This window comes from Microbulbifer celer, assembly GCF_020991125.1.
Taxonomy (GTDB): Bacteria; Pseudomonadota; Gammaproteobacteria; order Pseudomonadales; family Cellvibrionaceae; genus Microbulbifer; species Microbulbifer celer.
In genome coordinates this window covers 3,492,916-3,506,382 of record NZ_CP087715.1, presented here as the reverse complement: position 1 = coordinate 3,506,382, position 13,467 = coordinate 3,492,916, and the positions used below count along the sequence as shown (strand labels likewise).

Sequence of the window (13,467 nt, the reverse complement as noted above, 5' to 3'; positions counted from 1 at the left end):
CGGTGGTGCCCCTGGTACCACTGGGTTTTGGTATTTCAGGTTCTACTAAAAAAAGACGGCGTAAATAACAATACTGAAAAATGCCGCCATCATGTAGAAGAAACTGCTAATAAAAGACGCCCCTCCCGCCTCATCACTTTTCAGCACCTTGAACATTCGGTTCACTGCCACCAACAACAATAAAAACCCCCCGCCCATGGTAGACCAGTAATAACCGGTAAAGAACGGCATAATGGTAATGGCAAGAATAAGTAGTAGTAGTGAGACACTGAAGATCGAGTCATTATTTGTGATCATTGTGGGAATAAAGCAGCCCAAGATGACAAGATAAGGCCAGTAGTACAGCCACCCCGTGGCCTCGGGGCTTTCCGGATCCTGTGACAATGTGCTATCCACTGCGGGCGCGGACGCTGTAAAAATACCCTCGTGAAAGAATATGAAATACGCGATTATGGTCAGTAGATAAGATCCCGGCAGCATAACCCACAATTCCTCAGGGCCAGGTATCCAGTTTCTTCTGCGAAGGGCGGTTTGTGCTGCCAATGTACATAGAACTAATGGCAAGGTATATAGAAGGCTTACCCAGAAATCCTCATGATAATAAAGTGCGATAAACGGTGTAAAAAATACGAAATCACTTAGCCGGCCTGCATTGGGAGTGGTTTGTCCTAAGTCAATCGACTGACTCTTGGCGCTGAAACAGTCGATTACAAGCGCCGCTAGAGCACACGCAGACAATACTGGGAATATAAGGGCCGCCATATTCTCCACCTTTCTTCCCGTATAAAACGAGGTCTTCTGGCTGATCGTTATCAGTTGAGGCTAACTTCTGGATATGGACTGTATCGCACGTCTTGCCACTTCCAGTGTCTTCCGCATAAGTCTCTCGATAACATTGCGAATCAGGGTTTGAGTGAGGTCTTCGAAAGTTACGCTTACGGCCATGCCAAGGGCTTCCATGGCTCTCTTGATAAACCGCAAAACCCATTTGGATCCTTCCCAGGCGCCTACAACCATATCTTTGGCTCTGGCAAGAATCCAGGCTAGCTTGTCGGCCAAAGTGACAAGGCCGACTATGCCGGACTGGGTGATAGTAAGGGAGAAATTAAGCGTTTTCTTGAGGATGTAGATCAGGGCCTCGTTAAGCCATTCCCAGGTTTTCGAGCTGTTTGGATCTGCTTTAATGTTAGAACTTAGCCATTCTTCAATCGCATCTTCGGAATTGAATCTTGGTGGCATCCTCTTCAAGTCCATCCAGTCGAGTCCATCGACCTTCCTCTTATACAGCTCCATATCGTGAGCATCGGCGGATAAGATGCTTTCAGTGGATGAAATAAAATGACCGTAATCCCGGTGCGGCGGGTGGACAAATGGAAAGAGCGGAATCATCGGCACAGGGTCGGTCGCATTATAGGTTCTATAGATGTTTTCCGAGCCAACCCCAGATGTGATAGCGGAAGAAAATATAGTCATTCCCGGTTTGGGAGCGCCGAACGTATAAAGCTTGACGTTGGGAAAGTTCTTGGTACTTCTTACCCACTCAGCGGCCAAGCTGGCAACTGCGCCTCCCAAGCTGTGGCCGATGCAGTGTACTGTACCGGTAAAACCGGGTTGTTGAGAGAGGAAATGCTCGATATCGTTCGTCATGCTTCGGAATATATTCAGAAAACCCAAATGAACCGGTCTTCCCGCACTGGTGAAACCCAGTCCAATTTTTCCGTTACTGACCCAATCTGCGCCATTGTTGGCACTGGTTGACCCGCGAAACATCAAGAAGAGGTCATTTTCGTACCCCGGGCCCCCAGCGGCACAGACACCGAACCCATCTGTTGCACTCCTGATCAGATGCCCGCCAACGCTGGCCTCCAGATCTCGCTTGGCATTACTGTTCGAAGCGAACTCTGGGCGCATCAAGAAAATTTCTAGTTCGCTTTCCACCTGTACGGCATAAATTTCCTGTGCGAGCTCTGCTGCGACCCGTGGCGATAGTCGTTCCATGTTCTAATCCCTTATTGAGCTTTTTCCCATTTGCAGGGTGTTCCTAGAAGCCCCTTTTTGACTTCCACTCTGATCAATGGATCGGTTAATTCACAACGAAAGTTGACCGGCTTGCCATCCGTTTCTGAGTATTCTTCGGAATCAAGCTTGCCTCTAACCCATAAGTTGTATGATTCACCATTGAAGTGGGCGGTGATCTTCTGGCTAATGGATAATTGAACCAATGGGTGTGTCGTTATCTTTCTTTCTATTTTAGGGATGAAGAAAAACCCGTTCTCATCAGTTGTAAATGTTTCCCGGATGTTTTCATCTTCGTTCCAGGTGACGGAGAGATCTAGGCGTACATCTTCTGCTGGCTTTCCATCATAGGTAATTTTTCCAGACATCTCAGAGAATAAGACGGCGTTAGATTCACTGGTTTTGAGGAGCGACATTGTGAAGCCTGTGCTTGCTGTAATCGTAAAAATAGCGGCTATAGACAAAAGGCTAGAAATTCTCAACATTTAGCCTCCTATAAGAACGGTTGGGCATCCAACCACTATCTTGCCTCCGTGAGCCGTGCTGTCTCCCATCCGCGCCGCAGGCTTGCCCTGGATCAAAACGGTGGTGCTACCCATTGCAATAGTATCCGGTGGTCCGACACAGGTGCAGGTGCTCCCCACGGTGGCGGACGGCATTTTCCCGATAATCACCGTAGGGCCACCGGGGGAGAGAATGGGGCCACCTACATGAGGCACCGTGCCGGTCACCATCGGACACACATGCATATCAGTAATGCGGGATGCGGGTTTTCCCATGATCTAGGCCTCAATTTTACCGTTGCCACCGCGGGCCAGGTTCAGGCCCTGTTGCAGGTAGCGGGTGAACTGTTGGTCGGGATTGACCGGGTCGGAATAGACCGCCGCCAGATTGACGGCGCCGGCCACCGCGTGGGCATACAGATGCTCCGGCGGCTCGATGGGCGGTTCGCCCTCGTTAGCCAGACTGCCGTGGCACCAGCTGGCAGCGGTCGCCGCCCAGCTGGCCGGGGTTTTGTATTTTGTTTTTTCGCCCAATTGCTTGCAGCGCAAGCGGATCTCTTCACTGGGCTTTTTCACCCAGCTTTCCGCGGCGATTAATGCATTGACATTGGCTTCATCGGTTTGTGGATTCTGTATATCCCGCGCCGAAAGGCAGGCCCACCATACTGCCTCCCGTTTAGGCAGGCCGTGCGCCAGCAGTTTGATCGCATCCGCATACAGCCCGGCTTCGCTCAGTTTGTTGATGCTGACTTCCGGTGCCGTATCCGGCACCAGATATTCTTCGGCCTCTTCGCTGACTTCAAAATGTTTCAGCAGTTCCGCGGCAGTGATTGCCTGGATTTTTACCAGATCTGTCATTGATCACACTCCTCAGTTAATCATGGTGACGCCGCCCTTGAGCGTCAACATTCCACCACCCTTGACCTCTGCCTTGGCATCTCCGCTGACGGATACCATAGGTCCTTTGATGGTAATGCCGCTGGGCGCGATCTTGATACTGCTGCCACCAACTTTCAATTCGATGGAGGCTTTGGAAGTGATCTTGATGGCCCCCATGGCATCGGTGGTCTGTTTGCCCTGGCTGATTTTCAGTGTGTGATCGCCGGCACCCAGCGTGGTTTTCTGGTTGCCCTTTTCGATATTTACGGTCTGGTCTCCCTTGGAGATGGTCACATTCTCGCTGCCGTCGGTGACGGTTACACTGCGATCCTGCTTGATCTCCAGGGTTTGCTTGTTCTCGATCTTGCCGGTCTGGTCATGGTGGATGACAAAGTTGTGATCTTTCCCCGCCTCCATGTAGATCTCTTCGTTGCCTTTCTTGTCATCGAAACGCAATTCATTGAACTCGCTGCCTTCATACTCGGTTTTCCAGCCGCTCTGGGTGGCGGTGTAATTGGGGCCTGGATTGTCCCCGTTATACACAGCACCGGTGATCAGCGGACGGTCCGGGTCGCCGTTGATATAGGTCACCACGACTTCCTGGCCGACACGGGGGACAAAGTTGGCACCCCAGTTTTTACCGGCGAAGGATTGCATGACCCGCACCCAGCAACTGTTCTGTGCCGAGTTCCAGGGAAATTTGACCTTCAGTTGCGTGTAGGGATCTTTGGAGCTCTCAGACGCAGTTGCCTTGACCTCCAGGACCTGTGCCACCTGGGGCGCATGAATCCGGTTACTCCGTGACAGGGGGTCGGGCCGCGGCATGGCCTTGGCGGGTATGCAGGTGAAGGAATTGTTGAAATGGGTCAGACCGCTATTACTGTCGGTAGCGTAGACTTTCACCGAGGTGAGCAGATACTTGCCTTTTTCCGTGTCCAGGGTGTGATCGAAATCAAAGCGACCGCCAGCGCTGAACGCCGGGCAGTCGCTGCTGCCCTGGGCGACATCGAACTGTGCTTCCTGGGATTCCATCGCCCTTTCTGCCAGCGCTTTGTGATAGCTGTCTTTAAACTTGTGCTTGTGCTCGCCATCCGCCTCAAAATGATTCAGGCCATACAGGCTGAGCATATAGCTGGAAACATCGTTGAGCTTGCTGGTGGTTTTGACTTCCTGCTTGTTGTCTTTGGTCGCAGTGAACTCACTGTAATCTTTAAATTCAAAACCACCACTGTGGTAATTGAAGATACGGTCCCAACTACTGACCGTGTGCTTGGTGGGATGGCTGCCACCGCCGTCATACTCCACCTTGCCTGAGCCGCAATCATAAAAATCCTGCGGGTCATCACACAGAACCAGCTCGTGCTGGCCATCACTGTGTTTGAAGTAGTAAACGATGCCCTCTTCGGCCATCAGGCGGGTGACAAAGTCGAAGTCGCTCTCATCGAACTGCACACAGTACTCACGGGTGATGTACTCCGCATTGAGCTTGGTGGAAAGCTTGATAACTTTGCTGTACTCCCCGAGTACCTCCTCGATAACCTGCTTGGCCGATTTTTTCTCAAACACCCGGTTCTTGCTGCCCAGGGTGGTGAACCAGAGGCCGGGGCGCAGAATGGCGGTATAACTGCGCATGCCTTCTGCATTCACATCGTGCATGGAGAAATGCGTTACATAGCCGTTGATATAACGGGGCTCTTCCGCGTGATGGATGGCCGCTGTCATCACCTTACCGACAATGTCCTGCTGAGTGATGGCGTGGTTATCGGAGATCAACTTGAGCTTGTAGCGGAACAAGCCGGAGATATGCTCGTCCCCATCTACCGTTGTGACAACCATCGCATCCTTGCCGAGTGGGCAGTCGATATTGATCATCCGTTTTTCTTGACTGAGTATAGACATACTTGTCCTCGGGATTCCTGATAATTTACTTTCGCCACGTCACTCTTGGTAAGGTGGATGGGAAATTTAATCTATTGGTGGTCACAGTAAAAATGAAGCAATTGATTCTTTCTGTGAACTTTATAATAACTGCTGTAATGCGCTTGCCCGCTCATTTCCAGGCCATCGTGCCAGTATTTCATTTACATCATCCAGAGCTGCTTGCAGGCTTCCCAGTTTTTGACTCAGCTCTGCACGTGCGATCTGCGCATCGTAATAAATATTACGACCGGATAGGTCAACGGCGTCAGAGAACTCGTCCAAAGCGATACTGTTCTCTCCGATTGAAAGATTGTATTGACCCATTAAGTAGCTTCCCAAAGGAGACACGCTGCCTTTACCCCGTGCCAGATGTATCTGATCGGGAATGTCATCTATTCTACCCAGGGTGTACGCGAGCTGCGCAAGATATATATGTGGTAAACCGTCGTTAGGCGTAGCGCCAATATAAGTATCCAGCGAAGAGCGTACTCTATCTTCAATTTCTGCCATGCTGTTCGCGTTTCTTTCACAGGATTTGATCAGAGAGGCTCCAAACAAGAAATGACAGCGATTATTCTCTGGGTCTGATTCGAGTGCGTCCCGAGAAACTTGAGCAGCATCTTTATAATGGTTGAGTTGAAACAGACATTCCGCTTCCAGCTGTAACATGGCTGCATGCGTTCGCGATGAGATGTCCGTAGCATTGATGCTCTCAAGTGCCTTGATAAAGTTCTGACTGCCAATGTAGTGCTTGGCGAGGGCTATCCTCGCGCTGAAATAATTTTCAGACTTTGGTGAAATGCCTTCAATAAGCATTGATCCTGCGGCACCCTCTCCCGCGTGGAAGAGGATCTCAGAAAGTTTTATTTTCTGAGAGTCCAAGATCGCAATCCCTGCGGAGCCATTTTTTGCAACCATCATAGATAATTGCACAATTTTCAAATTTGCTAATACATCAAAAGGGTAGACTTCTAGAATCTTCTGATAAATATCAATTGCTGAAACCAGATCGTTTCTGGTTTCAGCGATGCTGGCCCTGCATCTCAGAGCGACAGCGTTGCTCGAATCGGACTCTAGAATAGCTTTTATGTGCTCACCACCATCCTCAAATTTAGAAAGGCATGAGGCAGATCTCGCTAAAATTTCACTCTTTTTCAAAGAAAATGTTGAGTTATCAGGAATTTTTCTGGCAACTTCAGATGCTGTAGTCGGTTCATTGCTCAGAAATAAGCTCTGAGCGTACAAGTAAGTCGCATAGTCAAAATCTGGAGCCATTTTATAGGTGTTATAAAAGTGTTCACAGGAGGCTTCAAAGTTCAAACTTGCTTGGAGATGCTTTCCGGAATAAAAGTGAAAACTTATCGCAGCATGAGCCATTTGTTGATCGTCTTTTAACTGTTGATAGCATCTGAAAAACAATCTGAAGATGGTTGGATTCTCTGGCTCGATAGACTTCCAGGTATTTAAAACATCAATTGCTGCGGTTAGATTTTCTCTGGCAATATGGGCGTCAGCTAAAATGTTGTAAAAAAGGGGCTCTTGACTGATTGTTAGAGCGCGTTCAGTCAGTCGTATCAGGTTGTCGCTGGATCTCCGCGCTTCAATATTTGCCATTGCGATAATCTTATATCGAAAAAGCACGGCATTACTTTCGAAATCAGCAAGCTCTTCTTCGGGGATTTTTCCGTCAAGCGCGGCCCAATCCTTTTCATCAAAAAGCTTGTCTAATTCTTCAGAAACGTTAGATTCCATGGGGTTTCTCGACTATGTAGGCCTGCGGTCAGAGCTAATGGTTGACAGTTTCTTTTTCCTGGGTTTTGAACGCTGGGTACCTAACCCAGAGACTTTCTGGGTTGGTGAGCAAATATTGGCTCGCTGACAGGTATTTTTTTCCTGTTTCGTCGTCGAGGTTGCTCATTGAGTACTGCCTGCCAATTAGAAAGCTATGTGCAAACTCAAACCAGTTATCAAAAAAGCGGCGAGTGATGCCACCGTATTCCATTACAGTTTTCCATGCTTCTTCCTCATCTATATAGCCTGCTGTTACCGCCATGCGAGCCAAAAATGTCGCGCGCGCAATATCCCATGCGATAATGCCTCTTCCACCAATAACATCGCGGTAGTGGTGTATAGTCTTAAAGCGGGTGTACTGCTTTGGATCACTATCCCGAAGATTATCCAGGAGTCTGGGGAGGTTCTCTGGATGCAAAGTCAGATAGTAGCCCCAGTCCTGATTAAAAACACTACGCCCACCTTTATTACTCAGCCAATCAATCGTTTCTCTATATTCATTGGTACTGGTGATTTCCCACCAAGCCGACAGTATCTTGCGGTAAGCCGCTGGATTATCATGCCTGAGTACATCATGCCTCTGCCCATTCACCTGAACACTGATTGCAGATAGTCCCAGACACCAGAGCTGATCATCAGTGTAGTGGTGTGGGTTGAATTGGGCTGGTTTAGAGTTCATTTAAGTTGTATCTAAAATATGTTTGTTTATAAGTACTAACGTTGAAAAATTTTATGAAGAAGACGGTATTCCACCATTTGATCTTAGGTAGAGATTTTTAAATTCCTTTGGGAGCGAAGTGCCGATATTTGATTCGGCATTGGAAGTATCGATTTTTGAAAGTTGAATTCCAGAGTTAGAAAAAGCCACTGAATGCATATGATTTTCCAATGTTTGTTCTATCCGCAGTCTTTCATTATATCTGCTGATCTTAGTTTGCGGATTTTTAGGTGCCTTTTATAGCTGGAAGTTTCAACTGCGTGCTAGCCCCAAAAAAGCGGTCAAAATCTAGGCGTTCTCATACATGTCTTCTATTTCATCCCAGACTTTATCGTGGTGATGGTAAGCCTGGTAGGGAATGATAAATCTAGTCTCGCTGTCCCATGACTGAAGGCTTTTGCTATCTATAAATCCAACCACAGGGCGGTAATATTTTCCATTGTTTTCCCATTCTCCCTGGTCAAGGTTAGCGCATAGTTCAGCCAAAAACTCGCCGCAAATTTCCTCTTTATCGCTGTCAGGTAAATCTGTATTTTTCAGGCAGTCTTTTAAGTTTTTGACGATGAAAAATCGAAAATCCTCTGATAGTTCTTCAAATAAGTTCAATTGGCTATTGTCAATTTTCAAAATAACCTCCATTCATTAAGAACAGTCTCTGTTGCCGTTTTGAGAATTTCGCTTCCGAATTTCCTCGTTGTAAAATGCTCGAGAGTCGGTTCTTAATTGAGTGATTTTACTTTCCGGGATGCCGGCCCTTCTCATCGCCTCAGTGGTTATGTCTAGTTCTTCTTCAACTGTAGAGGCAAACTCATTTTTCCCTAATCCTAATGACTCTCGAACTTGTCTTTCATGGTAGTGAACGCCGCCGATCCCCCTAGAGTCCTTGAGTGGGCCTCTAGTGTGGTGATCTAAGTCAAGGGCAATGCTTGGATTGTTGGTCATCCTGACATCCTTTGTTGTTAACCCTTCTTGAACCAAAAACTCATGTCTGATTAATTCATGAGCTTGGAGGCCATCGCCAACATTGCCGGCTCCATTCAAACTGGAGTATGTGCCAACATCGAATATCTGAGCCAGCCCAAGCGGGTCTATCCAGGCAATGGGATTCTTCACATAGTTGTAATTATTTTTTCCTCCCAGCAACCGTATTGGGTCTTGAGTGGTAAACTCTCCGATTACCGGATCATAATACCGAAACCGGTTGTAATGTAGCCCACTCTCCTCATCAAAATACTGCCCCTGAAACCGAATCGGCTGCTCGATGCGGTTGCAGTGTTTGATGGCCACGTTGCCGTAGGTCTGATAGCTGACACTCCAGGCGATCTCGCCCTGGCTGTCGGTCAGGGTATCCGGGGTCCCGAGGTGGTCGAGGTGGTAGTGATAAGTTTCACCGTTTTCGCTAAGCGCCAGCGGCTGGAAGGTGCCGGGCTCGAAGTAGTAGCTGCGGGTCTTCAGGTCCTGGTGCGTTTCTGCGTCGTACGTGGTTTCACGCAGCAGTACATCCCCGTCCCACAGGAATGCTATCTGTTTTTCGCCATCGATTTTGGCAATGCGTCGGCCCAGTGGGTCGTATTGATAGCGGGTTTCGCGCTGCTGCTTCTCTTCTCCGCTGTCATCGACCTTCAGCTGTTCTACGCGTATCAGCTGTTGGCGGCTGTTGTAGTGGTAGCGGGTCTGTAGCTTCTGGCCCTTGCCGCGCAGCGCGGCGATACGGTTGCCGTGGGCGTCGTAGCGGTAGTGGATATCGCCGCGGAAGGCGAGGCGGTTGCCGCTGACGCGGGTTTCGCTCGCTTGTTGTTGGGCGCCTTCCGGGCTATCGGCGGCCGCGAGGATGTTGTGTGCCGGGTCGTGAACAAAGTGTTCCGGCTGCGGGCCATCTACCTGGGTGAGACGATCGAGCGCATCGTAGTGATAGTGACGGCTGCCGCGCAGGCTGTCGTCGATCTGTGCTATCTGCCCTGCCGGATTGTAGTGGTAGCCGCGTTCGATCAGCGGTTTCTGAACCGGGTCGTTCTCCGGGTTCTCTACCGGGCCGGCGGCTTTTACGGATAGCTTACGCAGTCGTCCCTGGGGGTCGTAATCCCGTTCCCCGGTGAGTCCATTGCCGTGTTGCCGCTCGGTTTCCCTGCCCTGTTCGTCGCGATCGATGGCCGTGAGCAATTGTGCTGCTTCGGCACCGGCGGGGCGATGATGCAGGCTCTCGAACTGGCCCGCGGGATTGTAGGCGAAGTGCAGTTCTTCGCCGTCCGGCAGGGTGCTGGCAATGCGGTTGCCGGCGGCGTCGTAGCGGTGGCTGATTTTGTGCTGGTCCTGCCAGTCAGCAATCACGCGGCCGCAGGCGTCGTATTGCCAGCGCAGTTTGCGCTGCTCGTTTTCCGCCTGGGTCAGCTGGCCCGCTCGGTTGTAGTGGAAACTGGTTACACCGTCGGGAGTCGTTTCCCGCAACAGGCGGCCGAAGGCGTCGCGCTCGAACGCGGTGTCCAGTCCCGCGCCGCTGTTGGTATCGGTGACGGCACGGCTGGCAATCAGGTGGCCGGCACGGTTGTACGCGTAGCGGGTGGTGCGGCCGTCGAAGCCGACTTCCTCGATCAGGCGTTCCGCCAGGTCGTATTTAAGCTGGTAGCGTTCGCCCTTTTCATTGGTAAGGCCCACCAGGTTGCGTTCGCCATCGTAGTGGTATTCGAGCCGGCTGCCGTCGGGGTTGGTGCGCATGCGCACCTGGCTCAGGCCGTCGTAGTCGTAGCGGGTGCTGCGGCCCGCCGCGTCGATGATTTCAGATATCAGTCCGTGGGCGTTGTAGCGGTATTCGGTGCGGCCGCCGTCCGGGGTAATGACGGCACTGATACGGTCCTGGCGGTCGTACTCGTAGCGGGTGCTCGCGCCGGGCGCATCTTTCGAGCGCTGACCCTGCTGGATTTCCACCAGCCGCTGCGCATTGTCATAGCGATAGTGGCGGGAGCGGCCCATAGGATCGTGTACCGCGCTCAGTTTGCCCTGTGGATTCCACAGGTAGCGGGTACTGTTGCCCAGTGGATCGGTGACGGCACCAACGAGGCCGATGGGGTTGTAGCTGTACTTTGTGGCGTTGCCGAGGGGGTCGATACTCTCGGCGATCTGGCCCTGCTTGTTGTAGCGGCGCTGCCAGCTGTGACCTGCCGGGTCGGTGATTTTGGCCGGCAGGCCTTCGTCGTTGTATTCGATCCGGTGGCGGCCGCCACTGGCGTCGATCTTGGCGGCAAGGCGGCCAAACTGGTCGTACTCGTAGCGCTCTTCCCGTGGCAGCCCCTCCTCGGCGGGGAGCTGGAGCCGGGTCAGCTGGCCGAGGGTGTTGTATTCGTAGAGGGTTTCCGCGCCCTCGGCATCCCGGTGATAGATGGGCAGGGCGCGCTCGTTGAAGCGATAGCGCTCACGCCCGCCACGGGTGTCGGTGACGGTGACGCCGCGGCCGTTGTCATCCCACTGGAACTGATAGCTGTAGGTGGGTTGACCGTCGATGGGGTCACCCCACTGGCGCACGCAGCGCGCAGCGGGGCCTTCGGCATCCCACTCAAAATAGAAGTTGTAGCCGCTTTTCAGGGTGCGCTGGGCGATGACGTGGCGGTGATAGCGATACTGCTCGCTGTGGCCGTCCGCATCGGTAGCGCTGATCAGGTCACCGTCGTCGCTGTACTGGTAACTGGCAATGGTACTGATCTGTCCATCGCGGGTTTCCTTTTTCAGGGTACCGATGCGACCGCCGCCGTTCTTGGCGGGGCTGATATGCAGGGCTTCGCCGAGGCTGCTCTCGAGGCAGATCAGACGGTTGTCTACGTAATGGAAACGGTGGAAGTTGCCATAGCCATCGCGGATTTCCGCCAGCGCAAAATGATCGGCATAGGCGTCGGCAGGTTTAAAGTGTTTCTGTACCCCATTGGGGGCGCCGTACGGGGCGATGACCCAGTGATCGTCGTTAATGCGGGTAAGGCTGAGCTTTTCCACCACATTGTGGCTGCGGCCGCTCTCACCCGGGGCCGGTAGTGCAATAACGCGCCCCTCGGCGTCGTAAAAATGCAGAGCTTTGCCTTTGCCCCGCCATATCAGCTTCTCGCCCAGGGTGTGGGTCCAGCCGTGGCCCAGGCCGAAATCTTTCGGGTTGCTGCTGCGGTAGGTGCGCGCGAGGGTGAAGGGCAGGGGGCCGTCGAGTACCGCGTCCACGAGGGTGAGGCGCTCTTCGCCGGTCTTGAGGTTGATCGGTTCGCCACCCTCTACGGCGGTTGCATTATTCTGACTGCTCTCGCCGTTGTGATTCTGGCCCGTTTCGTCGTTGGCGCTGTCGGGCTCGTTGCTGTCACTACTCTCGTTGGTATCACTACTATTGTTGCTGCGCGTGTCGCTACTGGAGGTGCTGTCCGCAGAGCCCTCACTGTTTGCAGTGCCTGAATTTCTACTTGCAGGTGCAGTGGACCCGGATGTCGTAGCGGCTTGCGGCGCGGATGCGTTCTCACTGGGCAGGTCGGAAAAGTCCGCAGCGTTGCCCTGAGCAGCACGGTTTTGTCGCAATGCGCGCTGTGCTCTCTGCTGGTCGGCAAACTCCGCCAGCAGATTACCCACTGTTCTGAATTTTGTGATATGTCGTGTCTGACTGGCGGCGCTTGCAGCAAGGCCGGCGCCAGCGGTGACGGCTGCCAGTGCCAGGGTAAAGATAATTTCAAAGGCGGCGCCACCGGACATATTGGTCAGTTCGATGGCGTGCTGGGCCTTGACATAATCGCGGGCAAAGCGGCCGATATCCTCGCGCAGGGCGGTGTCGTCCCAGACAAGTTCGGCGATATCCAGTGCCTGGTCGAACTGTTCCCGGGTGATATTGCTTGGATCGAACCCAAGCGCCTCTATGATTTCCCGTTTTTCCGCCTGCAGACGTTCTTCTGCATAGACCGCAAAGTAGTTCTCACCCGTCGTTCTACTGACGAGCCAGGCCCGCCGGCGCGCTCGCAGGTCGCGCAATTTGCGCTGTATCGGGTTGACGACATCGTTGACTTCCTTCAGCCACAGGGCAAAGTCTTTGCCGGAATCCCACAATCCGCTAAAGAAGGCGCCGGTATAGATCATCGCGCGGCTGCCTACGGATTCCTGGGCGAGCAGTTGTTCGTGACGTGCGGCCTCGGCCTCTTCCTGGGCGATAATCACCGCCAGGGCCTGTCGAATCCGCGTTCTCAGAATTGGCCGCTCATCTTCCACCACTTCTGGGCCCGGAGTGCTCTCCTCGATAATCAGCCGCTGCTCGGCGAGCGCCAGATAGACACTCTTCTGCTGATCGGAAAGGTGGGGGGGAACGTTGATGTAAGGGGGGGTAGTGCAGTTCCGGTTCAGTCCACAGGTGTGACCGCCGGTGGGGTCCGGTAGCTGCTGGCCAAAAAGCAGGAAGTGATCGAACACTCTTTCGATCGCGGCATCGTCGAAGCTCAGTAGCAACTGGAGATCAACAGAGCTCTCTGCATACGTCTGAGGCAGGCGCGGCCGGAGACTCCAGCCCTCTCTAATGCAGTAGCGAATACCCTGCGTATTTTCAACATCCAAATGCATGGCCAATTCCCTGAAGCCCGACGCATAAATCCCTGAGTTACAAAACGCACAAGGGTCGCGGCAACACAGTCTGAGACT

Annotated in this window: 10 protein-coding genes; all 10 read right to left on the bottom strand. The window is 52.3% G+C overall.

Annotated elements, in window-relative coordinates; all coding sequences use genetic code 11:
• Nucleotides 1-45 precede the first annotated feature (45 nt).
• Nucleotides 46-762 carry a hypothetical protein gene (locus LPW13_RS14485; protein ID WP_230436450.1) on the bottom strand — a complete coding sequence of 239 codons (717 nt, stop codon included), beginning with the start codon at nucleotides 760-762 and terminating at the stop codon, nucleotides 46-48.
• A gap of 60 nt (nucleotides 763-822) precedes the next feature.
• Nucleotides 823-1,998, bottom strand: a complete 1,176-nt coding sequence (locus tag LPW13_RS14480) for a lipase family protein (RefSeq protein ID WP_230436449.1) — start codon at nucleotides 1,996-1,998, stop codon at nucleotides 823-825.
• Nucleotides 1,999-2,009: 11 nt separating this feature from the next.
• A complete protein-coding gene (locus LPW13_RS14475; RefSeq protein ID WP_230436448.1) occupies nucleotides 2,010-2,501 on the bottom strand; it encodes a DUF6795 domain-containing protein in 492 nt (163 codons plus the stop codon).
• Nucleotides 2,502-2,750: a PAAR domain-containing protein gene (locus LPW13_RS14470; protein ID WP_230439203.1), complete on the bottom strand. Its 249-nt coding sequence runs from the start codon at nucleotides 2,748-2,750 to the stop codon at nucleotides 2,502-2,504.
• Between the two features lie 48 nt (nucleotides 2,751-2,798).
• Nucleotides 2,799-3,377: a DUF6931 family protein gene (locus tag LPW13_RS14465; RefSeq protein ID WP_230436447.1), complete on the bottom strand. Its 579-nt coding sequence runs from the start codon at nucleotides 3,375-3,377 to the stop codon at nucleotides 2,799-2,801.
• 12 nt (nucleotides 3,378-3,389) lie between these two features.
• Nucleotides 3,390-5,297: a type VI secretion system Vgr family protein gene (locus LPW13_RS14460; protein WP_230436445.1), complete on the bottom strand. Its 1,908-nt coding sequence runs from the start codon at nucleotides 5,295-5,297 to the stop codon at nucleotides 3,390-3,392.
• A gap of 120 nt (nucleotides 5,298-5,417) precedes the next feature.
• Complete coding sequence (locus LPW13_RS14455; RefSeq protein ID WP_230436444.1) at nucleotides 5,418-7,070, bottom strand: tetratricopeptide repeat protein; 1,653 nt, start codon at nucleotides 7,068-7,070, stop codon at nucleotides 5,418-5,420.
• A 34-nt stretch (nucleotides 7,071-7,104) separates the two neighbouring features.
• Nucleotides 7,105-7,788 (bottom strand): DUF1266 domain-containing protein, encoded by a 684-nt coding sequence (locus LPW13_RS14450; protein WP_230436442.1) that lies wholly within the window; start codon nucleotides 7,786-7,788, stop codon nucleotides 7,105-7,107.
• Nucleotides 7,789-8,115: 327 nt separating this feature from the next.
• Nucleotides 8,116-8,454: a hypothetical protein gene (locus LPW13_RS14445; protein ID WP_230436440.1), complete on the bottom strand. Its 339-nt coding sequence runs from the start codon at nucleotides 8,452-8,454 to the stop codon at nucleotides 8,116-8,118.
• A gap of 15 nt (nucleotides 8,455-8,469) precedes the next feature.
• Entirely contained in the window at nucleotides 8,470-13,389 is a 4,920-nt protein-coding gene (locus LPW13_RS14440; RefSeq protein WP_230436438.1) for an RHS repeat-associated core domain-containing protein, read from the bottom strand.
• Between the last annotated feature and the right edge of the window lie 78 nt (nucleotides 13,390-13,467).